Annotated in this window: 18 protein-coding genes and 2 pseudogenes; 17 read left to right on the forward strand and 3 right to left on the reverse strand. The window is 60.5% G+C overall.

The genetic code is table 11. The features are described 5' to 3' along the window. Window positions 1-66 precede the first annotated feature (66 nt). Window positions 67-1,188: a murein L,D-transpeptidase catalytic domain family protein gene (locus tag F758_RS0112240; RefSeq protein ID WP_245286478.1), complete on the forward strand. Its 1,122-nt coding sequence runs from the start codon at window positions 67-69 to the stop codon at window positions 1,186-1,188. Between the two features lie 337 nt (window positions 1,189-1,525). Here the strand turns inward: F758_RS0112240 and F758_RS0112245 are convergent, their stop codons facing one another. The 3 genes from F758_RS0112245 to F758_RS0112255 all read right to left on the reverse strand — a co-directional run bounded on the left by F758_RS0112245 (window position 1,526) and on the right by F758_RS0112255 (window position 6,149). Beyond that, the gene (locus F758_RS0112245) at window positions 1,526-1,990 is read right to left on the reverse strand and encodes a HEAT repeat domain-containing protein (protein WP_024508134.1); all 465 of its coding nucleotides are present in this window, start codon (window positions 1,988-1,990) and stop codon (window positions 1,526-1,528) included. Between the two features lie 14 nt (window positions 1,991-2,004). Continuing rightward, entirely contained in the window at window positions 2,005-3,825 is a 1,821-nt protein-coding gene (locus tag F758_RS0112250) for a glycoside hydrolase family 15 protein (protein WP_024508135.1), read from the reverse strand. 161 nt (window positions 3,826-3,986) lie between these two features. Continuing rightward, window positions 3,987-6,149, reverse strand: a complete 2,163-nt coding sequence (locus F758_RS0112255; RefSeq protein ID WP_024508136.1) for an amylo-alpha-1,6-glucosidase — start codon at window positions 6,147-6,149, stop codon at window positions 3,987-3,989. Window positions 6,150-6,932: 783 nt separating this feature from the next. Between F758_RS0112255 and F758_RS0112260 the strand changes: the two genes are divergently transcribed. The 16 genes and pseudogenes from F758_RS0112260 (at window position 6,933) to F758_RS0112325 (ending at window position 24,196) form a co-directional block, all read left to right on the forward strand. Continuing rightward, window positions 6,933-7,553 carry a histidine phosphatase family protein gene (locus F758_RS0112260; RefSeq protein WP_024508137.1) on the forward strand — a complete coding sequence of 207 codons (621 nt, stop codon included), beginning with the start codon at window positions 6,933-6,935 and terminating at the stop codon, window positions 7,551-7,553. 99 nt (window positions 7,554-7,652) lie between these two features. Then, entirely contained in the window at window positions 7,653-8,345 is a 693-nt protein-coding gene (locus F758_RS0112265; protein WP_024508138.1) for an HAD family hydrolase, read from the forward strand. Window positions 8,346-8,349: 4 nt separating this feature from the next. After that, window positions 8,350-9,435 (forward strand): transaldolase, encoded by a 1,086-nt coding sequence (gene tal / locus F758_RS0112270; protein WP_024508139.1) that lies wholly within the window; start codon window positions 8,350-8,352, stop codon window positions 9,433-9,435. A 25-nt stretch (window positions 9,436-9,460) separates the two neighbouring features. After that, complete coding sequence (locus F758_RS0112275) at window positions 9,461-10,141, forward strand: ROK family protein (protein WP_024508140.1); 681 nt, start codon at window positions 9,461-9,463, stop codon at window positions 10,139-10,141. 114 nt (window positions 10,142-10,255) lie between these two features. Beyond that, window positions 10,256-11,287: a phosphogluconate dehydrogenase (NAD(+)-dependent, decarboxylating) gene (gnd, locus tag F758_RS0112280; protein WP_024508141.1), complete on the forward strand. Its 1,032-nt coding sequence runs from the start codon at window positions 10,256-10,258 to the stop codon at window positions 11,285-11,287. A 2-nt stretch (window positions 11,288-11,289) separates the two neighbouring features. Further along, entirely contained in the window at window positions 11,290-12,663 is a 1,374-nt protein-coding gene (zwf, locus tag F758_RS0112285; RefSeq protein ID WP_024508142.1) for a glucose-6-phosphate dehydrogenase, read from the forward strand. 144 nt (window positions 12,664-12,807) lie between these two features. After that, a complete protein-coding gene (tkt, locus tag F758_RS0112290; protein WP_024508143.1) occupies window positions 12,808-14,874 on the forward strand; it encodes a transketolase in 2,067 nt (688 codons plus the stop codon). A 441-nt stretch (window positions 14,875-15,315) separates the two neighbouring features. Then, complete coding sequence (locus F758_RS50795) at window positions 15,316-16,008, forward strand: hypothetical protein (protein ID WP_024508144.1); 693 nt, start codon at window positions 15,316-15,318, stop codon at window positions 16,006-16,008. Window positions 16,009-16,163: 155 nt separating this feature from the next. Further along, window positions 16,164-16,673: a hypothetical protein gene (locus F758_RS50800; RefSeq protein ID WP_198026472.1), complete on the forward strand. Its 510-nt coding sequence runs from the start codon at window positions 16,164-16,166 to the stop codon at window positions 16,671-16,673. 124 nt (window positions 16,674-16,797) lie between these two features. Beyond that, entirely contained in the window at window positions 16,798-17,535 is a 738-nt protein-coding gene (locus tag F758_RS50805) for an MGH1-like glycoside hydrolase domain-containing protein (RefSeq protein ID WP_024508145.1), read from the forward strand. A gap of 264 nt (window positions 17,536-17,799) precedes the next feature. Then, window positions 17,800-18,542, forward strand: a pseudogene (locus F758_RS43760) (SDR family oxidoreductase). Window positions 18,543-18,609: 67 nt separating this feature from the next. Next, a complete protein-coding gene (locus F758_RS0112310) occupies window positions 18,610-18,996 on the forward strand; it encodes a cupin domain-containing protein (protein ID WP_024508146.1) in 387 nt (128 codons plus the stop codon). A gap of 163 nt (window positions 18,997-19,159) precedes the next feature. Continuing rightward, a pseudogene (locus F758_RS47580) lies at window positions 19,160-19,462 on the forward strand (IS110 family transposase); the annotation flags it as partial. Between the two features lie 384 nt (window positions 19,463-19,846). Further along, complete coding sequence (locus F758_RS0112315) at window positions 19,847-20,911, forward strand: HlyD family secretion protein (protein WP_024508147.1); 1,065 nt, start codon at window positions 19,847-19,849, stop codon at window positions 20,909-20,911. Continuing rightward, complete coding sequence (locus F758_RS0112320; protein WP_024508148.1) at window positions 20,908-23,238, forward strand: ABC transporter permease; 2,331 nt, start codon at window positions 20,908-20,910, stop codon at window positions 23,236-23,238. The genes F758_RS0112315 and F758_RS0112320 overlap by 4 nt, the downstream gene beginning before the upstream one ends. Then, window positions 23,225-24,196: an HlyD family secretion protein gene (locus F758_RS0112325; protein WP_024508149.1), complete on the forward strand. Its 972-nt coding sequence runs from the start codon at window positions 23,225-23,227 to the stop codon at window positions 24,194-24,196. The genes F758_RS0112320 and F758_RS0112325 overlap by 14 nt, the downstream gene beginning before the upstream one ends. Window positions 24,197-24,457 lie beyond the last annotated feature (261 nt).

Raw genomic sequence — 24,457 nt, forward strand, 5'->3', positions numbered from 1 at the left:
GCGGTTGCGCGATATCTCCGCGGCGTTCTTAAATCGATTGTGATTTCAAAATGCGCTGAGAATACCTTGATTGGTATCTACTTCGGTCCGTTCTTTTCATGTTGTGGACCTGCTGCGATGAAGATGCAGGCGATACGCTACGTTCTCCTGAAATGGATCGACATCCTCCCTTTCGACGGTGGAGATGTTCCGTTGCAGTCTGCATTGGGCTTTCTCAAGACTGTTAGTCTCAGTGCCGCAATTACCGTGTGGGTCACGGCTGGATCTCTTGCAGCGGAGCAGCCGTGGGACGTTCCGGCTTGGTTGCGGGGCCATATTGGCGAGGGCGAGGGGCAGATCGCACGAGTGGTCTTGCAGAGGGCACGCGCCCTTTATCTGCGAAAGGTGAACGAAGGCGTCGTGAAAAATCCGTGCTATTTTGCCATGGACGCGACGCGTCCGAACTATTTGAGTGACGGCAGATTGGGAGACCGGTTTTACGTTATTTGCGAAGCTAACCAGTCGTTTCGTGCGATTCCCGCCGGTCACGGCAGCGGTCGCGATTTGAAGGGTGTCGCGGATTTCTTGAACGGGAGAGAGTGCGCGAAGAATTTTAGCAATGCGATGAATTCGAATCTGACGGCCGGCGGCGCTTATGTGACACGTGAGACGAAAACGTCTTTTAAAGGTTATTATCGCGTCTCGACCAAACAAGATGCGATTCTGATACGCTCGTTTGTTCAGTTTGATGGCGAAGGCGAGACCGCCAACGCTAGACAGCGCGCCATCGGCGGACATGCGGCCGTCTCATTAAAGGGAGTATGTCTTCGAAAGGATCCGCGTAGTCCGTACGCGAACCAGAACGGTTACGTTCCGTTCGGGAATCTGGTGGACTACTCGGGCGGCCGCAGCGATGGCTGTACCAGTTGGTCGCGATCTGACGCCGGGCAAATCATCCCATTGCTGAAGGACAACCCGACGACGGTTTACATTTATCCGGAATCCCACGATATCGAAGCCGTCGCGCAAGCCATTGCAGCTCGTCAGTCGCCGTCACGCGTTGGGCTGTATTGGAGCGCCTTCTGCTTGAAGCAAATCGCCTCTCCGAAATTCTGGCCAAAAGAGGTTCTCGAGCCGATTCTTGCTCAATACCGAAAGGATCATCCAGAACCGCCCCCACGGCCACCCCCAGTTTGCAAGGAGCCGTGAACGTTTCCCTTGTTTCTTTCTCTCGTTTCGCTCGTAGGCGGGGCCCACTTGACGGCCTAGCCAAAGACGTAACGACTGATAAAGAGAAGCGGGTCAGGACGCCAACGGGGCCGAACATATGGCCACTCCGACCACCGCCGCAAGCGTGAAGAAAACTCTTACCGACCTGGAGCCGTCGACACATGGCCCACCGCCGTCCTGGTCGTCAACTCCAATGTCCGCTTTGCGGCGACGAAAAGTCTTCGAGTTGGGAGAGAAAGGAGCCCGGTGACTGACGCCGAGATCGTATTGCTGGAGGTGCGCGAACAAATCCGCGCGCGGCGATGCCGCCGGAGGCTCAAGTGCACAAGGACTTCAGCTCTGGTGGTGGGGCGCCCTTCCCCTCAAGCATCCCCAGCGCTAGCGCGGCCTCCACCCGCACGCTCGGATCCTGATCACCCGCCAGCTGCCGGAGCGAGAGGAGAGCTTGTTCGATCCCCGGGAGGGCCGGACCGAGGCGCCCGAGGTGCCAGGCCGCCAGGCTGCGGACGAAGGCAAGCTCGTTGCCCAACTCCGCGATGAGGACGGTGACCGACTCTCCACCCGGCGGCGCCACGCGGGCGAGGGCTGCCGCCGCCCAGACGCGCACGAACCCAACCGGGTCATGAAGGGCTGCGGCGAGGTCGGACACAGCCTCGCTTGCCGCGGGACCGATCTCGCCTAGAGCGTATGCGCCGAGGCGGCGCCGGAGCGGATCGCTGCTCGAAAGCTCCCCCACCCAGTCTGGGACGGAAGTCCCTAGGTAAGCGACCTGCGCGCTCATGGTCCACCTCTTGCTCAAGGCCTCGCGCCGAGTCGGCGGTCCAGGTTGAACGCGGCACTGATCAACCCGATATGAGTGAATGCCTGGGGGAAGTTGCCCAGCGCTTCGCCACGCGGACCCGTCTCCTCGGCGTACAGGCCGAGATGATTGGCGTAGGTCAGCATCTTCTCGAAGATGAAGCGGGCCTCCTCGGCGCGGCCCGCCCGGGCCAGCGCTTCCACCAGCCAGAACGTACACATATTGAACGTCCCCTCGCTGCCGGTCAGGCCGTCGCCGGCTCCTCTGCCGATCTCGTAGCGATGCACCAGGCTGTCGGAGACGAGCTCCGCCATGATCCGATCGAGCGTCCCGCGCATACGGGGGTCGGTCGGCGACAGGAAGAAGACGAGCGGCATGATCAGGTTGGACGCATCCACCGCGTCGGTGGCGAAGTGCTGCACGAAGGTCTTCCGCTCGGTGTCCCAGCCGTGCCTCATGATGGCCTCGTAGATGCGGTCTCGCTCCGCGGCCAGGCGGATGTGGTCCAGCGGCAGGCTCCGCTTCTGCGCAAGGCGGAGCGCTCGGTCCAGCGCCACCCAGCACTGCACCTTGGAGTACACGAACTGCTGCTGTCCACCGCGCACCTCCCAGATGCCGTCGTCGGCTCGCTCCCAGTTGTTCGCCACCCAGTCCAACATCTTGCGCAAGTGACACCACGAGTCATAGCCGATCGGCGCCCCGTACTTGTCGTACAGGTAGACGGCGTCCATCAGCTCGCCATAGATGTCCAGCTGCAGCTGGTCGACAGCGGCGTTGCCGACTCGCACCGGACGCGAGCCGCGGTAGCCGTCGAGGTGGTCGAGCACCTCCTCGGGCAGCTCGTGCCCGCCGTCGATGCGGTACATAGTCTGCAACGGGTCGCCCCGGGCGCCCTCGAAGGCTCGCTGCTCCAACCATGCCATGAACTGCTCTGCCTCCGACGTCAGCCCCAGGCGCAGGAAGGCGTAATTGGTGAAAGCGGCGTCGCGCACCCAAGTATATCGATAATCCCAGTTGCGCACCCCGCCGATCTCTTCCGGCAGCCCGCACGTAGGCGCTGCCACGATCGCGCCGGTCGGCGCGAAGGTCAGCAGCTTCAACACCAGCGCCGAGCGGTGAACCATCTCGCGCCAGCGACCTGAATAGTTGCACTTCCTCAGCCACTGCCGCCAAAACGCCAGCGTCCGCGTCAAAGCCTCCGTGCCGACCAGCCGCGCCTCGAGCAGGACGCCGTCATGAACGCCGTCGTGGCCGTTCTCCTCCACCTGGCGAAGAATGAATGTTGTCGTCTCGCCGGGGTTGAGGACGAACTCGGCAGCGACGCCGTCGCCCTGCCGAGCAAGCGGGAAGCGGCTGACCAGCGAGACTTTCATGCCTTGCGCCTCGAAGATCGCTCCCCGGCCCTCCAGGACGACCTCGTGTGGCCGGCGGGCGAAGTCGAAAGCCGGCCGGCAGTCGAGGCGGAAGCGGACCGACCCGCGCACGGCCCGCACGACCCGGACGATCTGATGGATCTTTCTGGTCTCGCACGCGCCTTGGACCGGCATGAAGTCCACGACCTCACCGACGCCCTGGTCGCTAAGAAAGCGCGTCACCAGGACGTTGCTGTCAGGCATGTACATCTGCTTGTGCTGGGCCTCGTAGAGACTGGCGATGCGGAATGAGCCCCCTTTCTGGTCGTCGAGGATCGCCGCGAAGACACTCGGCGAGTCAAAGTGCGGCAAGCAGCACCAGTCGATGGACCCATCGATGCCGACGAGGGCAACGGTGTGCAGGTCGCCGATGACGCCGTAGGACTCGATCGGCTTGTAGCCCATGATCTCGTCTCCTCCGCTCGCTCGACGCTGATCGAGCCCGACGGCGGGCGTGTCGTCAATGCCCCGAGGGGGCAAAAAAGTCACACCGGATGTTCAACTTTCTTGCTCGCAAGCTCGCTCACTTCGCCCGCGGCCCGTAAATTTCTGAAGTTCAGAATCCGCTAGGAACGTGGAAGCTCCAGCCGTGCACCGAAGGGCCTCCTCTGGACGGCTCCTGGAGCGCCTCGCAGGACGTCAAAGCGCGTCTCATCGCCATCGCGCCAGAAACGGATGTCGAAAAGCTCTGTACCGAGACGCAGATCGAGTACGGTCAGATCGGGCAACCATTGCGGCAGAGCTGGATCAATATACAGCCTTCCCTTCGGAGCGTCCGGCGCGAACCCAAGTATCGCCTGAAGAAATGCGAAGACCGACCCCGCTGCCCAAGCCTGTGGGATGTTGGCGCCAAGATATTGAACGGGAAAGCTCCTTTGATCACGCTCGATCGTCGTATAGAGCTCAGGCAGCTGATTGGACAGGAAGTGGCTTCCTGCATCGCTGATATCGCGCGCGATCCTTGCGGCCTCTGCGTGGAATCCATATCGTTTAAAGCCGAGCGCGATGATGGCATTGTCGTGGGGCCAGACCGACCCGGTTTGGTAATTGTATGGGTTGAACGCTGGGTTCGAGGCCGAGAGCGTGCGGATACCCCAACCGCTCCACATGTCCAACGCCATGAGACGTTGCACGATCTTACCGGAGCGTTCCTGTGGAACGATGCCTGACCACAAGCAATGGCCGGCATTGGAGGCAACCGTGAGGACCTTTTTCTTTTCGCCATCCAGCGCCATGGCGTAGAAACCCAACTCCTCATCCCAGAAGGCCTCGTTGAACCGTTTGAAGAGCGCTGCGGCTTTCCTTCGCAGATCCGCGGCGCAGCGTGCCTTGCCGAGTTCATCGAACACTTCTGCCATGCGCAGCCAGGCGTCATAGACGTAGCCCTGCAATTCGCAGAGCGCCTTCGGTCCCTTGACGAGAGATCCGTCAGGATAAACCACACCGTCTCCGGAATCCTTCCAGCCCATATTCTCGTAGCCAACCGGAGAGCGGGTCTGATATTCCTGAAATCCATCGCCGTCGCTATCACCGTGATTGTCTATCCAGGACAGGCATCCCTCTGCGGTCTCAAGATGCCGATCCAACAGCGCCTTGTCGCCCGTTGCCCGCCAGGCCGCATGGAGTGTGATGAGATAGAGCGGCGTCGCATCGGCCGTGCCGTAATATGGCGTGTGCGGGATCAGTCTGAAATGAGCGAGTTCTCCGTAGCGGATTTCATGCAGGATCTTACCCGGCTCCGCGTCACGATAATCGTCCTGTTCCTTCGCCTGGAGCGAGCCCAGGATATCGAGCGTTCCACGGGCGAAATCTGGATAGATCAGCATGTTCTGTAGCGACACGATCAAGCTGTCCCGGCCGAACGGAGCCACAAACCACGGCAAGCCGGCGGCAGGCAGGAACACCATGTGATCGGTGCCGGCGATCGGGAGCCGAAGCGCCGCCATGTCCTCCAGCGCCTGGCGATAAAGGCGGTAGAACTCCTCGTTACTGCAGCGGATCTTCAGTACCGATTGTAGCCAGTCCGAGAGCGCCTCGGCGTGGCGGGTTCGTTCATGGTCGTCCACACACTCACCCGGTGCAGCGAAGTGCCGGTCGCCATCCTCCAACGCATAGAGCAAGCAGCAATGCCAGCCTTCGCCCGGCTCGAGGCCGATTTCGAAGCTCAGCCGACCATTGGCGTACTCGATTTCGCTCTGGCGATGTGCAGGAGAAACGGCTACTGCGCGGATGAAATCGCAATTGCGATAGCATGTGCGAAGTTCCTGCTTCGTCGACGACCATGTCGTGGTGATCCGTCCGCGGCGCACAATGTCGCCCGACTTTACCTCGAAAAGATCTGCGAAATCGGACCGTATCGCGATCTCGAGCTGGAAGCGTACCCGCTTCATGCTGTGATTTGTAATGTCGAGATCCTCGTGCATCCCGCCATTGATGCATCGGCTGATCACGAAACCAAGTGTGCGCGGCGGGATCAAGCCGTCGGCGGTGGGAATGCTGGGATTCGTAAGATAAATTCGGGACGCGTAATGGGTGATGGAACCTCCATTGAGAAGATCCCAAGGCTCACCATTTGCGTAGACGGCCCAGCTGCTGATTACTCTTGTATCAAAGAAATAGAGTCCCTTTTCGGTTGGCCAGTTGATTTGTGCGTCTGGTTCGCTGACCAGCACCGTTTGCCCCTGATGGATCGAGATTTGATGCGGACCAACCTGAACCTTAAATGGCATAGCATGCTCCCGAACTCGGCTCGCTCTTGTGGTTGTTTACGATTGGGACGCTCCACACGATCGACGCCCTGCTTTGCGGCCGCTTCAGAGAAGCGCGCAGTCCGGAACGTTGCGCGCACGGTTTTCATGCATAATTTCAATGCATAATATTGTGCGCTGGGTTGACAACGGCAATGGGAGAAAACGCCTCCGGGAAGTTACCGACCAAACGCTGAGCTGTAACGTCGTAGTCTTTGTCAGGGCGGCGTATTACACAATGGGAGCACGAGCATCTGCTCGAGGCTGTGCAGCAGCGCCTTGACGTAACCAGTTGCTATTCCTGCTTCCGCTTGGTGCCCACGATCGCAACAATGGCACCAGCAACGACCAGATGAGGTTGCAAGCTTCTCTCGCAAGGCAGAAGCATTGCTAAGCCAGAAGCATCACGCGTTTCGGTCTCATCTGCCAGCCGGATTAGGTTTCCGACCAGGACGAACGATACCACACCTTGCTCTCCCGCTCCGGCTCGGTGGGGATCTTATTTCCGCACGCACGAACTCCCGCGCCGCAGCCGCAAATGCCTATAGCGAATAGGTCAGCGTTTCAGACGTACATCCCTTAGTGGCAAACTGTCATAACGCTAGAGGGCTGGTCGTTGCTTCTCCGAAGAAGTCGCGCTACCAGTGGGCGGGTGCGTACGGGCCTTGATACGGCGTTCACGATAGAGATGCCTTTACGAAGTGTTCCGAGTTCAGTCCTTCCCGCCGCACGCGCCGGCAGGACGAAGGCTGAAGGGGCGAGACCATGAGCGCCGTCCTTCCGATCATTTGCCTTGCAAGGCATGGCGAAACCGCGTGGAGCCTCTCAGGCCAGCATACTGGCCTCACAGATTTGCCTCTCACCGAGCGCGGCGAACTCAATGCGCAGAGTTTGGGCACGCGATTGCTGCGTTTCACTTTCGCAAAAGTGTTCACCAGCCCCCTGAAGCGAGCGGTCCGGACGTCTGAGTTGGCTGGCTTCGGCGTCGAAGCGGAAACCGACTGCGATCTGCTGGAATGGAATTACGGCCAATACGAGGGGCGTCGCACAAAGGAGATCCATGAAGAGCGTCCGGGCTGGCAATTGTTTCGCGACGGCTGTCCGGGAGGAGAAGCACCGCATCAAGTCGGCGCCCGGGCCGATCGCATCGTGCAGCGCGTTCGCAACGTCCCAGGGAACGTGTTATTGTTTTCGAGCGGACATTTTCTCCGAGTTTTGGCGGCACGCTGGTTAGGCCTCGATGCGGGGGCCGGACGATTCTTCACGCTCGATACCGCAAGCCTGAGCATACTTGGGTACGAACACGATCAGTCAGAACCAGCGGTCCGGCTGTGGAACGACACCGGGCACGTCGAAGGTCGGTTCGCACCAGCCTTCGCGCGCTAAGATGGAAGCGCTAGTCGGAGTAACATAGTCTTGAATATGCACGTGCGTGCTAGGCGCACACGGTGAGCACATTGCAGAGAGTTGCGTAAGGTAAGACCGATGAACCAGGTCGTCTTTCTGGTCGATGTCGACAATACGCTTCTCGACAACGACCACATCCAGGCTGACATCAAGGCCCATCTCGAGCGCCAGTACGGTGCCGCCTGTCGCGACCGCTACTGGGCAATTCTCGAGGATCTGTTCGAAGAACTGGGGTATCGAGACTATCTCGGTGCGCTGCAGCGGTACCGCGTCGAACACCCGCAGGACATGCACCTATTGTCCATGTCGTCATTCCTGGTCGATTACCCGTTCGCCAATCGTTTGTATCCGGAATCCCTGGATGTGCTCGAACGACTCCGTCAATGGGGCCCAACCGTCCTTCTCACCGATGGCGACGTCGTGTTTCAACCCCGTAAGGTTGAGCGCTCCGGGCTTTCGGAGGCAGTCAACTCACACGTGCTGATCTACATCCACAAGGAACTCGCGCTCGATGATGTCGAGGCCCGCTATCCGGCGCTGCACTACGTTCTGGTGGACGACAAGCCGCGTATCCTTGCCGCGGTCAAGGAGGCCTGGGGCATCCGCGTCACCACCGTCCTTCCCCGACAGGGACAATATGCGCACGACGCGAACGCCCTCGCCTCCTTCGCCACACCCGACGTGACGGTGGACCGGATCGGAGACCTACTCGACTGCGATCTGGGTCGTCTGCTTGCGGCAGCCCCACGACTCGACGCTGTGCGGAGGTGAAGCGATGAAAGCAACACAAAAGCTCCACGAACTCGGACAGAGCGTTTGGCTCGACAACATCACTCGCGACCTGCTGACCAGCGGCACTTTGACGCGCTACATCGCCGACTTCTCGCTGACGGGACTCACATCGAACCCCACAATCTTCGACCATGCTATCAAGAACAGCTCTGACTATGATTCAGCGATCCGCAGCAAGCTCTCGGAGGGAAAGTCGGGCGAGACGTTATTCTTCGAACTCGCAATCGAAGATCTCGCCCAGGCAGCAGACCTGTTCCGCCCGATTTGGGACCGCACCAACGGCGTAGACGGATGGGTCTCACTCGAGGTCTCGCCCCTTCTCGCGCATGAGACGGCCAGCACAATCGCGGCGGCCAAGGAGTTGCATGCTCAGGCGAACCGCCCCAACCTCTTCATCAAGATACCCGGTACACGGGAAGGATTGCCCGCCATCGAAGAAACGATCTTTGCCGGCGTGCCCGTGAATGTGACGCTATTGTTCAGCCGGGAGCATTATCTCGCTGCCGCCGAGGCATATCTGCGCGGCATCGAGCGGCGCATCGCAGCCGGCCTAAATCCAGATGTTGGATCCGTTGCGTCGGTCTTCGTCAGCCGCTGGGATGCCGCCGTAGCGAACGAAGTGCCCGCGCAATTACGCAATCAGCTCGGTATCGCGATCGCGAAACGAACCTACAAGTCGGCATGCGAATTGCTCTGCTCGGCGCGTTCGCGCCGCATCTACAACGAGGGCGGGCGGCCACAGCGCCTGTTATGGGCGAGCACAGGGACCAAGGATCCGGCAGCGTCTGACGTTTTATACGTCAAGGCGCTGGCCGCACCGCTCACGGTGAACACCATGCCGGAAGGCACGGTGAAGGCCCTCGCCGATCACGGCGAGATCGAAGAGACGTTGCCGTCCGATGGCGGCGATTCCGAAGAGGTATTCTCGCAATTCGCGAAGGCCGGCGTCGACATCCAAGCGCTAGCAGCGACATTGCAGGATGAGGGCGCCAAATCGTTTATCAAGTCCTGGAATGAGTTTATGAGCGTCATCTCCGCCAAGACCGAGGTGCTCAAGAAGGCAAGCTAAATTCCAATCGAGACAAAGGTCTTCCATGAAGATACTGGTCATTGACGTGGGCGGCACCCACGTCAAGATCCTTGCCTCCGGCGAAAAAATGAAACGAGAAATTGACTCCGGGCCGAGCCTGACGGCACGGCAGATGGTATCGAGCGTCAAGAAACTGGCCGATGATTGGGAATATGACGTGGTCTCGATTGGTTATCCGGGCCCCGTTGTGCATGACCGGCCAGTGGCGGAACCTCACAATCTCGGAAAAGGCTGGATCGGCTTCAACTTCGCTGCGGCATTCAAACTGCCAACGAAAGTCATCAACGATGCGGCGATGCAGGCGCTCGGCAGCTACCGCGGCGGCAAAATGCTGTTTCTCGGGCTAGGGACCGGGCTCGGCTCGGCGATGATCATCGATGGCATCGTGCAGCCGATGGAGCTTGGGCACTTGCCCTACAAGAAGGGGGTCTATGAGGACTATGTCGGCGCCCGCGCGTTGGAGGAATTTGGCAGGAAAGCATGGCGTAAGCACGTCGAAGATGTCGTTGAATATCTGGTTGCGGCACTCCAACCGGAGGACGTCGTGCTGGGCGGCGGCAACGCCAAATTATTAAAAAATCTGCCGCCATTATGCCGGCTTGGGGATAATGCCAACGCATTCAAGGGTGGCTTCCGAATGTGGGAAGGTCCGCCAAATGCCACGACAGCTCGACCAACGCATTGATTGGCCGACATCGCACGATCAGGGACAAGTCGCACTAGATACTGGTCTCGACACGACAGGATATCTGCGCACCAGGGGAAAATCACACCGCGGCACAAAAAAGAGGAGCCACTCATGCAACTCGGGATGATCGGTCTCGGCCGGATGGGCGCCAATATGGTGCGAAGACTTGTCCGGGGTGGTCACCAATGTGTCGTTTTCGACATGTCGCCAAGCGCCGTTGCCGAACTGGTCAAGGACAACGCGACGGGAAGCGACTCGCTGACGGATTTTGTGAGAAGGCTAGAAAAACCGCGCGCGATCTGGTTGATGGTTCCGGCGGCAGTCGTGGATAGATCGATCGGCGATCTGCTGCCGCTGCTCGAATCCGGCGACATTCTGATCGACGGCGGCAACTCCTACTACATCGATGACATCAGGCGTTCCAAGGAGTTGGCGCGGGACGGCATCGATTATGTAGACGTCGGCACCAGCGGCGGCGTGTGGGGTCTCGAGCGCGGCTACTGCATGATGATCGGCGGCCCTGACGAGGCCGTGCAGCGGCTGGACCCGATTTTCAAGACTCTCGCTCCCGGTCTCGGCGATATCCCGCGCACCCCGGGACGAGAGCACGCCACCGCAGGCACCTGCGAGCACGGCTATCTCCACTGCGGACAGAGTGGCGCCGGTCATTTCGTCAAGATGGTCCACAACGGTATCGAGTACGGGCTGATGGCGGCGTATGCCGAGGGCCTCGGTATCCTGCGCGCAGCGAACATTGGCAAGCAGGCGCACGCGGCGGACGCCGAAACAACCCCCCTTCGCATTCCCGAGCATTACCAATACGACCTGAAGCTGCACGACATCGCAGAATTGTGGCGGCGCGGCAGCGTGATTGCATCGTGGCTTCTTGATTTGACTGCAACGGCGTTGCTGGAAGATCCGGCGCTCTCCAAATTCGCGGGGCGCGTATCCGACTCCGGCGAAGGACGCTGGACCATCGCAGCAGCGATCGACGAAGCAGTCCCCGCCCCGGTGCTGACGACGGCGCTTTACGAGCGCTTCAGTTCGCGTGGCGAGGCTGATTTCCAGAACAAGCTGCTTTCGGCGATGCGCTACGAGTTCGGTGGACACTTGGAAAGGCGGCCAAATGAGAGGCCCAGATAGCCATGAGCGAACCTAAATCCGACGCATTGGTGTTTTTCGGCGCAACCGGCGATCTCGCCTACAAGAAGATCTTTCCGTCGCTTCAAGCGATGCTGAAACGGGGGCACCTCGATGTGCCGGTCATCGGCGTCGCAAAGGCCGGCTGGACACTCGAACAGCTCAAGGCCCGAGTAAAAGATAGCCTTGAAAAGCACGGCGGCCTCGACGCCGCTGCGTTTGACAAGCTAGCCGGTCTTTTGCGTTACGTAGACGGCGACTATGCCGATCCGGCTACGTTCGACGCCCTCCGCAAGCATCTCGGTTCGGCGCAGCGGCCGGCACACTATTTGGCAATCCCACCGGCATTGTTTGCAACCGTGGTGGAACGGCTCGACACTGCCGATTGCACCAACGGCGCGCGTGTCATTGTGGAGAAGCCATTCGGGCATGATCTCGCCTCCGCACGCAACCTCAACAAGATTCTGCTCGCCAGGTTCGACGAAGATCACATCTTCCGCATAGACCACTATCTTGGAAAACGACCCGTTCACAACATGGTCTTCTTTCGCTTCGCAAACGCGTTCCTGGAGTCGTTCTGGGACCGCAAGTTCGTGAGCAGCGTGCAGATCACAATGGCTGAGAATTTCGGCGTGCAGGGTCGTGGCGCGTTCTATGATCAAACTGGCACAGTTCGCGACGTGATCCAAAATCATCTGTTTCAGGTGTTGGCCAACCTGGCGATGGAACCGCCAGCCCGATCGGACAGCGAATCGCTGCGTGATGAGAAGGTCAAGGTCCTGAGATCGATTCCGCCGATCGCCGAGAACGAGCTGGTGCGCGGACAGTTTCACGGCTACCGGCAGGAGCCGGGCGTTGCTCCGGACTCGCAGGTGGAGACATTCGCTGCGCTGCGACTGGAGATCGACTCCTGGCGCTGGCAGGGAGTGCCCTTTTACATCCGTGCCGGAAAATCGCTTCCTGTGACTTGCACGGAGGTGATCGTACGCCTTCGTGAAGCGCCGCGGATCTTTCCCCATTGCGCCGCGATACCTAATTATTTGCGGTTTCGCATCAATCCCGACATGGCCATCGCTCTTGGCACGATGGTGATGGACCACGATGATCGAGAGGTCGGCGAGCCGGTCGAATTGTTGGCGAGCCGGCGCCCTGGCGCCGACGAGATGGATGCGTATGAACGCGTGCTCGGCGACGCGATGAACGGCGACCGGACGCTGTTTGCACGACAGGACTATGTCGAAGAAGCATGGCGGATCGTCGATCCGGTGTTGAAGAAGACGACTCCCGTCTACGAATACCAAGCCGGAAGCTGGGGCCCTCGCGAAGCCGACGAGAATGTCGTGCCGCCGGGCGGCTGGCACAACCCGACGGTAGCGTAACGCAGGGAGTGAAGAATGTAGATCGAGGGGCTCCTCGATCCCGGCTCTGTTGCTTGATGGCGGCAGCCTGTCGCTGATGATGTATGCACACTGGCTGGCGCGCGCGAGCGGCCTGCAATCGACACCCGCGGGAGGAAATCAGCCATGACAGACGCCGAACTCGATCAGCTCGCGATCAACACCATCCGCACGCTGTCGATTGATGCGGTCCAGGCCGCCAACTCCGGCCATCCCGGCACGCCAATGGCGCTTGCGCCGCTTGTCTATACGCTCTGGAACCGAGTGATGCGCTTCGATCCGCAGGATCCGATCTGGCCCGGCCGCGACCGCTTCGTGCTGTCGAACGGCCACGCCTCGATGCTGCTGTGGTCGGTGCTTTGCCTTACCCGTACGCAGGCCGTGAATGCCGAGTACGAGACGTTGGGCCGGCCTGCCGTTACCATCGACGATATTCGGCGCTTCCGTCAGTTCGGGAGTCATGCGCCAGGGCATCCCGAGTACCACCTGGTATCCGGCGTCGAGACGACCACCGGCCCTCTCGGACAAGGCATTGCGACCAGCGTCGGGATGGCAATCGCCCAGCGCTGGCTCGCTGCGCACTACAACAAGCCGGAATTTGCCGTCTTCGATTACGACATCTATGCTGTATGCGGCGACGGCTGCCTGATGGAGGGCGTTGGCTCTGAGGCGGCGTCGCTCGCCGGCCACCTTGCTCTAGGTAATCTGTGCTGGATCTATGACAATAATCACATCACGATAGAAGGCAGCACGCGGCTCGCGTTTACCGAAGACGTAGCGGTTCGTTTCACGGGCTATGGCTGGAATATACTTCACGTCGGAGACGCCAACGACATTGCCGGGATAGAACAGGCCTTGGCAGCGTTTCGCGATACGAAAGGCCGACCGACGCTGGTGATACTCAACAGCCATATCGGATATGGCTCGCCACATCGCCACGATACGGCCGCGGCGCATGGCGAGCCGCTCGGTGTTGAAGAAGTCAAGCTCACCAAACGCGCTTATGGGTGGCCCGAAGACTCGAATTTCCTTGTGCCTGACGGCGTTCTCGAACACTTCGCCGCCGGCGTGGGCGTGCGAGGCGCTGAGGCTCGTCGCAGATGGCAAGATCTATTCGCTGGTTACCGTGCGAAGTATGCGGCGCTGGCAACCGAAATCGACCAGATGCAACAGCGCATGCTTCCAGCGGGCTGGGACCGCAACCTGCCTGTATTCCAAGCGGATTCGAAGGGCGTCGCGGGTCGTGAGGCGTCGGGAAAGGCCCTGAACGTTCTGGCGCAGAACGTTCCCTGGTTAATCGGCGGTTCGGCCGATCTGGGTCCATCGACCAAGACGCTTTTGACCTACGAAGGCGCAGGCGATGTTCAGGCCGCCACACCGGGTGGCAAGAATTTGCATTTCGGTATCCGCGAGCATGCGATGGGTGCAATTCTCAACGGTCTGGCACTATCGAAACTGCGGCCGTTCGGCGCGACATTCCTGATCTTCAGCGATTACGCCCGGCCCGCGATACGGCTGGCCGCGCTGATGGAGCTGCCGGTGGTGTTTGTTTTTACCCATGATGCTATGGGCGACGGCGAAGACGGCCCAACGCATCAGCCGATCGAGCAGCTCGCCTCAATGCGGGCAATGCCGGGTGTGACGCTGTTCCGGCCGGGCGATGCCAACGAAGTGGTCGAGGCCTATCGCTACGTCCTGCAGCTTCGTCATCGGCCGGCCTTGCTGGCGCTGTCTCGCCAACCGTTACCGACACTCGATCGCAGCAAATATGCATCGGCATCCGGGGCCGCACGAGGCGCCTACGTGCTTGCCGACGCCCCCGACGGTAAGCCGGACATAATCTTGATTGCCACCGGCAGTGAGTTGAGCCTTGCGGCCGACGCTCATGAGAGACTTAGTTTGGCTGGTATCCCCTCGCGCGTCGTCTCGATGCCTTCCTGGGATGTCTTCGAACGCGAGACGCAGGAGTACCGCGACGCCGTCTTGCCACCTGAGGTCACAGCCCGCGTTGCAATCGAACAGGCTTCAACGTTCGGCTGGGAGCGTTACGTTGGCTCGGCGGGTCGGGTCATCGGCATGCACACTTTCGGCGCTTCCGCCCCCCTGAAGGCCCTGCAGCAGGAGTTCGGATACACTGTCGATAACGTTGTGACGACGGCCAAGGAGCTCTTGCGGCCTGCGAAAGCCACATAGCATGGACGATGTCCGGCAAACCGTTCCGCCCCGTTCGGCTGAGCATGCAAGGCTTGCCGACTCGTCGCCCGATACTCCAGGCGACTGGAAAGCGATCGGGCCTTACATCAGTGAGCGCGCCTGGGGTACCGTGCGAGAAGACTACAGTGCCGATGGACGAGCCTGGGAATACTTCCCGTACGAACACGCGCGCTCGCGCGCCTATCGGTGGAACGAGGACGGTCTTGCTGGCCTTTGCGATCGAGCGCAGCGCCTGTGCTTTGCTCTCGCCTTTTGGAACGGACATGACCCATTCCTCAAGGAACGTATCTTCGGACTCGGTGGCCAGAAGGAAATCACGGCGAAGACGCTAAAGAGTACTGGTGGTACATCGACGCAACACCGACCAGCTCGTGGCTTCGTTGGCGTTACCACTATCCCCAGGCGGAGTTTCCTTACGCGTTGCTTCGGCAGGAGAACGCAAGGCGCAACAAGGACGAGCCCGAATTTGAACTCCTGGATACCCGTGTTTTCGAAGGGGATCGTTACTGGCAGATCATCGCAGACTACGCCAAAGCATCACCTGACGACGTATGCATGCGCATCAGCGTTCGTAACGCGGGACCCGATCCGGCTGAGCTTCACGTGCTTCCGACTCTGTGGTTCCGCAACCGCTGGTCATGGGAGGCTGGCGTCGCGCGGCCGATTATCCGGGCGACCGCTGAAACTGGCGACGTCGGCGCGATCGCTGAAGAAGAACTGCTGGGCCGCTGGCGCTTCGCTGCCGGGGCGGATCCGGCCGGAAAGCCGCCGCCGCTGCTGTTCTGCGAAAACGAAACCGATGCCCGGTACCTGTATGGCGTCACCGCTGAGCGGACGCCCTATCCAAAGGACGGCATCAACGACCGCGTGGTTCACGGCGCGGCGACGGTAAATCCAGCCAAGCAGGGTACAAAAATGGCCTGCTGGTATCGCCTCAAAGTCGCTGCCGGCGAAACGGTCGAGCTCAGGCTTCGCCAACACGTGATGGGCTCGGCCAGACTGCGAATCTCAGGGCGGACTTCGACCGGATCCACGTCGACCGGAGCCGCGAAGCTGACGAGCACAATAGAGCGCTTACTCCGGACAGCGCAAGTGAGGATGAGGCCGCAGTGATGCGGCAGGCGTTCGCTGGAATGGTGTGGAGCTAGCAGTTCTACCACTACGACGTCGCGCGCTGGCTTGACGGCGACATCATACGTCCGCCCGAGGCACGCACGTCCGGTCGCAACGCGGACTGGCGCCATCTCAACAACCACGACATCATCGTCATGCCCGACAAATGGGAATATCCATGGTATGCCTCATGGGACCTCGCCTTCCATTGCGTGGTGTTGGCGCACATCGACCCGTCAGCAGCGAAGCATCAATTGCTGCTGCTGGCGCGCGAATGGTACATGCACCCGAACGGCCAGTTGCCCGCGTATGACTGGAATTTCGGAGACGTGAATCCGCCGGTTCAGGCGTGGGCCACGCTCGCGGTGTTCCGGATCGATGGCGGCACCGATTTCGCTTTTTCTGGCTCGCGCTTTTTAAAAGCTCTCGATCAACTTCACCTGGTGGGTAAATCGAGAAGACGCATGTGGCGACAACGTGTTCGAGGGCGGCTTTCTCGGGACTCGACAACATCGGCCCGTTCGACCGCTCGCAGATGCTCCCTGCCGGCGATGTGCTGGAGCAGTCGGATGGCACCGCCTGGATGGCCAAGTTCTGTCTCAACATGCTGGAGATGGCGCTCCGGCTTGCCAACCATCAACCTAGCTACGAAGATCTCGCGGTAAAGTTCTTCGAGCATTTCGCTCTAATCGCCGCCGCCATGAGCAAGCTCTGGGACGAACAACACGGCTTTTCTAAGATCGGCTTCGCAAGCGCGACGGCTCGACTTACATGGTACGCGCGCGTTCTATGGTCGGAGTGCTGCCGATCTTTGCGGCCGTACAGCTCGATGCGGCGCTGTGGGAACGACTGCCGATGTTCCGCAAGCGCGCCCGCTGGTACATCGACAACAAGCCGGGCCTTGCCGAATTCCTGCACTGGCCTTCGACCGCCGATCGCCCTCGGCTGATCTCGTTAGTGGGCAAGTCGCGCATGAAAACGCTTCTTGCGTGTATGCTCGACGAATCCGAATTTTTGTCGTCTTACGGGCTGCGATCCCTGTCGCGTTACCACCGCGAACATCTGCTCATCGTCAACATGGACGGACATGTTGCTCGTCTTGACTATGAGCCGGGCGAGTCTCGAACCAGACTGTTCGGCGGCAATTCGAACTGGCGCGGACCGATCTGGTTTCCGCTCAATTTTCTCGCGGTCGAGTCGCTACAACATCTTCATACCAACCTTGGCGAAGAGTTTACCGTTGAATTGCCAACAGGATCAGGCAGGCAGGCGAGCCTCGAGCAAGTGGCCGAAGAACTCGAGCGCCGACTGCTCAGATTATTCCTCCGAGACTCAAACGGCCGGCGACCAGCACTGGGATCGGATTCACGCTTCCAGCGCGATGGGGCATGGCGCGATTTTTTGCTATTCTACGAATACTTTCACGGTGATACCGGCGAAGGACTTGGCGCCTCGCATCAGACCGGATGGACGGCTCTGGCCGGTGCACTGGTGGCCAATCGGCGGTTTCGAAGTGGTCAGAAGTAATAAACGTCAGCAGGCAATGTTGGCCTCTCAGCTCAACTCGCAAATGAGCCATCCGGCCGCTTACAAACCGATCAGTTTTGCTGACCAATTGACGGACCTCTGACAAAGCTGCGCCATATGGTATTGTTGAGCGCGAAGGGGCGGGCCTCATCACGCTTCTCCCCCGGCGCAGCAGCAATCGAAACAGCCGTGACCGGTGTGCTTATGACGATTGCCACAAGCAACCGGAAGCTAAGCGCGTCTAATGACAACGGAGGATCAACTATGAAGATCGTCGTGATCGGTGGCACCGGCCTGATCGGCTCGAAGACCGTCGCCAGTCTGCGCCAGAGCGGCCACGAGGTCGTGGCCGCCTCGCCCCAAAGCGGTATCAACACCATCACCAGCGAGGGGCTCAAGGAGGCCATGGCGGGCACGCAGGTGGTGATCGACCTCGCCAATTCGCCCTCCTTTGAAGACAAGGCGGTGCTGGAATTCTTCGAGACCTCCGGACGCAACCTTCTCGCGGCGGAGGCCGCAGCGAACGTCCGGCACCATGTCGCACTATCAATCGTCGCAATCGACCGGACGGATAATGGCTATTTCCGCGCCAAGAGAAACTGATCAAGACCTCCGGCATCCCATATACTATTGTCCGCTCGACCCAGTTCCTGGAATTCCTCCGCGGCATCGCCGATTCAAGTGCGGATGGAAACATAGTCAGGCTCCCGCCCATCCTGTTCCAGCCCATCGCGGCGGACGACGTTGCTGCCATCGTTGCCGATGTGGCACTCGCGGCGCCGCGAAGCGGCATCGTGGAGATCGCCGGCCCGGAACGAGCGCCGTTCAACGAAATCATCGCCCGCTACCTGAAGGCGGTTGGCGACCCGCGCGAGGTCGTGAGCGATCCCGAGGCCCGATACTGGGGCGGCCGGGTTGACGAGCACTCGCTCGTGCCGCTGGGCGAGGCGCGCCTCGGCCGCATCGGTTTCGACGAATGGTTCCGCCGCTCACAGGCAGCAGCCTGATCCCGCATCGGAGGCGCGCCCGGTCTGTCACGAGCGGGTCCCGGGCAACGGAACGAAAGAGGCGACTATGACGATCAAACTGGTTGCGTTGGTTCTTTGCGTCATGATCGGCACGGCGATGGCTCAGGAGCCCAAGGTCACCTCACTCATTTCTAAGGATCTTCCGGAGAATCCCGGCAGGGAAGCTCTGATGATCACAGTCGAGCATGCGCCCGGCGGGTCGAGCGCTATCCACCGACACAATGCACATGCGTTTGTTTACGTCCTGGAGGGCTCCGTCGTGATGCAGTTGAAGGGTGGACAACAGGTGACACTGACACCAGGACAGTTCTTCTATGAAGGCCCTGATGACGTCCATGTCGTCGACCGGAACGCAAGCGGCACCCAGCCGGCCAAATTCCTGGTGCTCTTGATCAAGGACAAGAGCGCCCCGGCGCTCGTGCCCGCACAGTGACTGTTACAATCAAGTACACGAAACTGACTGCGGGAAAGGGTCTGCCTGATGTTTGCTGCGATGCATGAGTCCGCTTGTGATGCTGTGGACGGCTCCTCCACGGGCACGAGAGTGCCAAGGACTGGGCGCCGTTTGAGGCTCCCACGATTCGGAGGAGCGAACTATGCAGTCAATTTCGGCAATCGGTCTCGATATCGCGAAGTCGGTCTTTCAAGTGCATGGCATTGATGCAGCCGGCCTGGTGGTCATACGCCATCAGTTGCGGCGCCGGCACGTCCTGGCATTTTTCCAGAAGCTGCCGCCATGCCTGGTTGGAATTGAGGCTTGCGCGTCATCCCACCATTGGTCCCGTGAGCTGCAGACGTTGGGGCAAACCGTGCGATTGATGCCTCCGGCCTATGTGAAGCCCTACGTCAAGCGCCAGAAGAACGACACCACGGACGCGGAGCCGATTTGCGAAGCGGTCCTGAACCATCCGTATTCATGGAATGAATGCGATTCATGGAATGAATGCGGCTGGCGTTCAATCCAAGGGACAAAGAGACAAGGGACGGCAGTACCGACACCACCGCTTCGATTGTTCTGCTTGGCGGCTTCTGACATTGCGAACACCTGTATGACGATCCGACGCAAGTTCCGTCAGCGTTCGACCGCAACAGTGCTGCGAATGCTCGCCACGATCTCGAATGAGAGCGTCGACGCTAAAACAGGTAGGCTTCCATGGCCTCGAGCAGTCTCAAAATAGTTCGCCAGTCCCTTCGAATATGGAGTACGATCTGCCCGGCTTGCGACGCCTGAATGTCGTGTCATACGAGACATTTTTGGCAATTCGAGCTAGATGGAGTTAGACATGGACGACGTGTCGACTTCTGGTAAGGAATCTGAAGGTACGTTCGACGCTCCGGGTGACGGGCAGAAGAAGAGCACGTCCTCCACGAGACGCGGTCCATCCATCATCGTCGGCGTGGTCGCAGCGGTCGTGGTCGGGCTTTCGGTCTATTATCTGTTGCGACCCGAACCGTTGCTTGTGCAGGGCGAGGTGGATGCGACGCGGCTTGACATCGCCGCACGCGTCGACGGACGTGTCCTGGAAATACCCGTCGAGCGAGGCCAGAACGTCCCGGCGAAGGCTGTGCTTGTAAGGATCGACAATCCGGAAACTGTTGCCAAGCTCGAGCAGATGAAAGCGGCGAAGGCCGTCGCCGAGGCTCAGCTTGCCAACGTCCTCATCGGAACGCGCGTGGAGACCATTGCCGCCCGGAAGGCGGAGATGGAGCGCGCGCAGGCGGCGCTGGTGCTGGCGCAGAAGACGTTTGACCGCACCCATACCTTGACCGAGCAAGGCAACGCGCCGCAAGCCCGTCTCGACCAAGTGACGGACACGTTGCACGAAAGTGAACGCGCAGTCGATCAGGCCAAATCGGCCTACGAGCAGGCCGTCAATGGCTACACAAAGGAGGAGCGGGCGATCTCGAGGGCCAACGTCGAAAGGGCGAGTGCCGATATCCAGAGCGTTCAATCGATCATCGATCAGCTTGTGGTCTATGCCCCCGTCGCCTCGCAGATCTATCAGCGCAACATCGAACCTGGCGAATACGTATCGCCGGGCGTGCCGCTGGTGACCCTGATCGATCTGGGCGATGTCTGGATCCACTTCGATCTTCGCGAAGATCTCGTCAAGCGCTTGAAAGTCGGCGATCGATTTGATGTCCGCATTCCGGCTCTCGATGACCGCCGCGTCACCGTCGAGGTCAAGCTCATTGCAACCAAGGGCGAATATGCGAGCTGGCGGGCCACGCGTGCTTCGGGCGATTTCGATCTGCGGACATTTTCGATCCGTGCCTACCCGGTCCAGCCGGTGTCCGAGCTGCGACCGGGAATGAGCGCCTATCTCGACTGGCGGTCGCGGCAATGAGGCTGGCGTCAAAGCCGGGATTTCTGCTGGTCGCCCAGCGCGAGTGTCGCTGGCTGTTTCACGATCGTGTGGCGCTGCTCTTGATCTTTGGCGTGCCGCTCTTTGCGTTCGTGGTTCTCACGACCGTGTTCAGCCATCCGGTTATCCGGGGCCTCGGCGTGACTGTCGTCGACGAGGATAAATCGGACGCTTCGCGTGCCCTGGTGGAATATGTCGCGGCGTCTCCGAGCCTGAAGATCGTAGACCGCTCCGGTACGCTGTCCACGGCCGTGCAGGATATACGCTCCGGCAAGGCGATCTCGGCAATCTATATCCGGCCGGATTTCGAGCGCGACCTGAAGGCCCAACGCCGCCCGCAGGTTGTCGGGTTCTACAACCAGCAGTTCCTGACGGCGGCCGGCTTTGCATCCTCGGGCCTGAGCGATGCGCTTTCCGCCGCGGCAGCGGTCGCGGCTCCCGCTAAGCGCGCAGCGCCTGCGGCAGCATCCATCGGAACGCTGGCCGGGGAGACCATTGCGCTTGTCAATCCGCAAAAGAACTACGCCCAGTTCCTGCTCCGTGCGCTGCTGCCGACGATCATCCATGTGGTGATCACGCTCGCCGCGGGCTATTCCGTCGGCTCCGAATTCCGCCGTCGCGACGCATCGACCTGGCTCGAAAGTGCCGGAGGCGATCCGGTCGTTGCGCTCGCCGGCAAGCTCGCGCCCCTGTTCGGCATCTTCTTCATCATCATGTTGGCCGAGCCGCTCTTCCTAGAAGGCGTACTGCAGATCCCCTTCAGAGGAGACCTGCCGTTGATGGTGGCCGCCGGCTCCCTCCTGATCGTTGCCTACCTGTCGCTGGGCGCCCTATTGCAGCTCCTGGCCGGCGACCTAGCGACGGGCCTGGGACTTGCGGGCCTCGTTGCTTCTCCTGCATTCGGCTACGCCGGCGTCGGCTTCCCCACGGTCGGCATGAATCTGTTTGCGCAAGTCTGGAGCGCGATACTGCCGCTGCGCTGGTACATGGCCGTGTTGTTGGGACAAGCGGCACGGGGATTGCCGGTCTCGGATTCTGCCATTCCCTTCGCGGCGCTTGCGGGCCTGACGGTGCTCTATGCTGGCCTCGCCTTGCTGCGCATGGCGAGCCTTAAGCGCAAGGGCTGGTTTGAGGCGGAGCGACCTGCCGAGCAATCAGAGAGAGGCCGCGCGCCACAAGGCGTCGGCGCCGCCTTCATGGCGGAGTGGCGGCGCGTGCTCGGAACGCGAAGCGCCTTCAGCCTCCTGTTCCTGGCACCCTTGGTGTACGGCATGTATTATCCGCAACCCTATCTGAACCAGATCCTTCGCAAGCTTCCCATTGCCGTCGTCGACAACGACCTGAGCGATCTCAGCCGGCAGATCGTCGAGACGCTGGACGCGAGCGGGGCGTTGAACGTTGCGGTCCGCGCCCGTACACTCGCCGAGGCGCGCACTGCAATCGATCGTGGGAAGGCCTTTGCCGCAGTCGAAATCCCGCCAGATACCGAGCGCGACGTGCTCAAGGGCATCACCGATCACATTCCGATCTATGCGGATGCCACCTACCTGTTCATATTCAGATCGGCCGCAAGCGGGGTCGCCACGGCCATCGGAACACTGACGTCCGAGCTGGTTTCGCGAGGCGCACGCTCGGATGGAAGCCTTGTCAAGGCGAAGCTGGCGAGTTCGAGCCCGGCGGACGTTCTACTGCAGCCGATCTTCAACCCCGTGGGCGGCTACGCAAGCTACATCGTCCCAGCCGCGTTTGTGCTGATCTTGCAGCAAACGCTTCTGATCGGTGCGGCGATATTGACTCGTACTGCGCTGGCGACCGGGGGTGGAGCTGTCGCGGGCGTGCTCGGCCGCGGCGTCGCCCATCTGACGATTTACCTTCCGGCGCTCGCGCTTTATCTCATCGTTCTGCCGCGCATGTATGGTTTTTCAACACTCGGGCATCTTCCACAACTCCTCGCGCTTGCCACCGTCTTCTTGCTTGCGACGAGCTTCATGGGGCAAGCCGTCGGCGCCTGGTTCACGCGGCCGGAAAATGCGACCATCCTGCTTTTGGCAACGAGCCTGCCTCAATTCTTCTCCGCCGGCTTCGCATGGCCGCGCGAAGCAATCCCCGACGCGGCCATCGCACTGGGCCAACTGTTCCCCGCCGACTTCGCGATTGACGGCCTCGTGCGCATCAACCAGCTCGGCGCCAGCATCTGGGAGGTCGCGCATGATTGGCTTGGACTGTGGTGTCTGGCGCTCGCCTATTTCGTGCTCGCCGTGATCTCGGCGCTCGCCGTCAAGAGAGGGCAGCGACATGCGCAAAGTTAGGCGCGCCGCCATCGCTTCGATCGCACTCGTGCTCGTCGCGGGCGTTCTGATCTATTCCATGCACCGTTCCGGATCGCCAGCCCCAGTCGTCGGCGTCGTGCGGGCGACCGAGGTCAGGGTGGAGCCGGAGGTGAACGGTCAGCTCATGTCGATTGTGGTTAAGAAGGGCGCGCAGGTTCACGCCGGCGATGTCCTGGCGAGGCTCTCCGCGGTGGAGCTGACGGCACAGGTGGATCAGGCGCATGCCGCGCTGGCGTCAGCAACCGCGAACCGCAACAACGTCTATGCTGGCGTGCGTCGTGAACAGGTCGCCTCTCTGAAAGCTGCAATCGCCAAGGCAAGCGCCCGGCTCGACTACACGCTGGCCCAGCTCACGAGAACCAACACGTTGGCACGTCAGAGCTTTGTGTCGCAACAAGCGCTTGACCAAGCCGAAAACGACGCTGCGAGCGCACGTGCCGATGTGGCGGAGGCGCAGGCGAACTACGATGCGGCCGTAGCGGGCCCGACCCGGGAGGAACGCGCGGTCGCCGACGCGCAGGTGCAAGCCGCCGCCGCCGCGGTCGCGGTTCTTGAGCGGCGGCTCAACAAGATGGTCTTGCGCGCTCCGGCCGACGGTGTCGTCAGCGTCATCGCTGCAGAAGTGGGCGAGAACGTTCGCGCGGGTCAACCGGTCCTGATGGTCGAGGCGGCTGGCAAGCAATGGCTTTCGTTCAATGTACGCGAAGACCATCTCGGTGGTCTCACGATCGGATCAACAGTCGGCGTGATGCGGAACGATGACGATGTCGCGATCAAGAGCGCGATCACCGAACTGCGGCCGCTCGGCGTCTTTGCAACCTGGCAGGCCGAGCGGGTGATTGCCGATCACGACCGCAATACGCTGCGCTTGCGTCTTGACCCGCAGGAAGAGGCGGCAGTCCTCGAGCCAGGTATGACGGTTTGGATCAGGCATTGACAACAAAGTACCGATCGTCTGTTCCATAACGGTCAGTGGCGTACTTTGCGCCTGACTACGCTCGAGGGCAGAAATTCGCGGCAAATCGTGGTTTAGCGTAGAAAATCGTGGCTCGTGGTAGCGGGGGAGCGCTACGGCCTTTCCCCACACCAACAAAAGCTACGATACTCCAATCCTTCGCATAAGTTATTCCTCACGCATCAGAGCGAGCGCAGCTTTACGCTCCTAAATTGGGTCAGCGCCGCAGCCACCGTCGAGCCA

The sequence above is a fragment of the Bradyrhizobium sp. ARR65 genome (genome assembly GCF_000472385.1).
GTDB lineage: Bacteria > Pseudomonadota > Alphaproteobacteria > Rhizobiales > Xanthobacteraceae > Bradyrhizobium.

What these genes read in the sequence shown, in the direction of transcription:
- F758_RS0112320 (WP_024508148.1), top strand. Translation starts at nt 20,908, where the DNA reads ATGAGGCTGGCGTCAAAGCCGGGATTTCTGCTGGTCGCCCAGCGCGAG.
- F758_RS0112255 (WP_024508136.1), bottom strand. Translation starts at nt 6,149, where the DNA reads ATGCCATTTAAGGTTCAGGTTGGTCCGCATCAAATCTCGATCCATCAG.
- F758_RS50800 (WP_198026472.1), top strand. Translation starts at nt 16,164, where the DNA reads ATGCCCGACAAATGGGAATATCCATGGTATGCCTCATGGGACCTCGCC.
- tal (WP_024508139.1), top strand. Translation starts at nt 8,350, where the DNA reads ATGAAAGCAACACAAAAGCTCCACGAACTCGGACAGAGCGTTTGGCTC.
- F758_RS0112265 (WP_024508138.1), top strand. Translation starts at nt 7,653, where the DNA reads ATGAACCAGGTCGTCTTTCTGGTCGATGTCGACAATACGCTTCTCGAC.
- F758_RS50805 (WP_024508145.1), top strand. Translation starts at nt 16,798, where the DNA reads ATGGTCGGAGTGCTGCCGATCTTTGCGGCCGTACAGCTCGATGCGGCG.
- zwf (WP_024508142.1), top strand. Translation starts at nt 11,290, where the DNA reads ATGAGCGAACCTAAATCCGACGCATTGGTGTTTTTCGGCGCAACCGGC.
- F758_RS0112250 (WP_024508135.1), bottom strand. Translation starts at nt 3,825, where the DNA reads ATGGGCTACAAGCCGATCGAGTCCTACGGCGTCATCGGCGACCTGCAC.
- F758_RS0112325 (WP_024508149.1), top strand. Translation starts at nt 23,225, where the DNA reads ATGCGCAAAGTTAGGCGCGCCGCCATCGCTTCGATCGCACTCGTGCTC.
- F758_RS0112310 (WP_024508146.1), top strand. Translation starts at nt 18,610, where the DNA reads ATGACGATCAAACTGGTTGCGTTGGTTCTTTGCGTCATGATCGGCACG.
- F758_RS0112275 (WP_024508140.1), top strand. Translation starts at nt 9,461, where the DNA reads ATGAAGATACTGGTCATTGACGTGGGCGGCACCCACGTCAAGATCCTT.
- F758_RS0112245 (WP_024508134.1), bottom strand. Translation starts at nt 1,990, where the DNA reads ATGAGCGCGCAGGTCGCTTACCTAGGGACTTCCGTCCCAGACTGGGTG.
- F758_RS0112260 (WP_024508137.1), top strand. Translation starts at nt 6,933, where the DNA reads ATGAGCGCCGTCCTTCCGATCATTTGCCTTGCAAGGCATGGCGAAACC.
- tkt (WP_024508143.1), top strand. Translation starts at nt 12,808, where the DNA reads ATGACAGACGCCGAACTCGATCAGCTCGCGATCAACACCATCCGCACG.
- F758_RS0112315 (WP_024508147.1), top strand. Translation starts at nt 19,847, where the DNA reads ATGGACGACGTGTCGACTTCTGGTAAGGAATCTGAAGGTACGTTCGAC.
- gnd (WP_024508141.1), top strand. Translation starts at nt 10,256, where the DNA reads ATGCAACTCGGGATGATCGGTCTCGGCCGGATGGGCGCCAATATGGTG.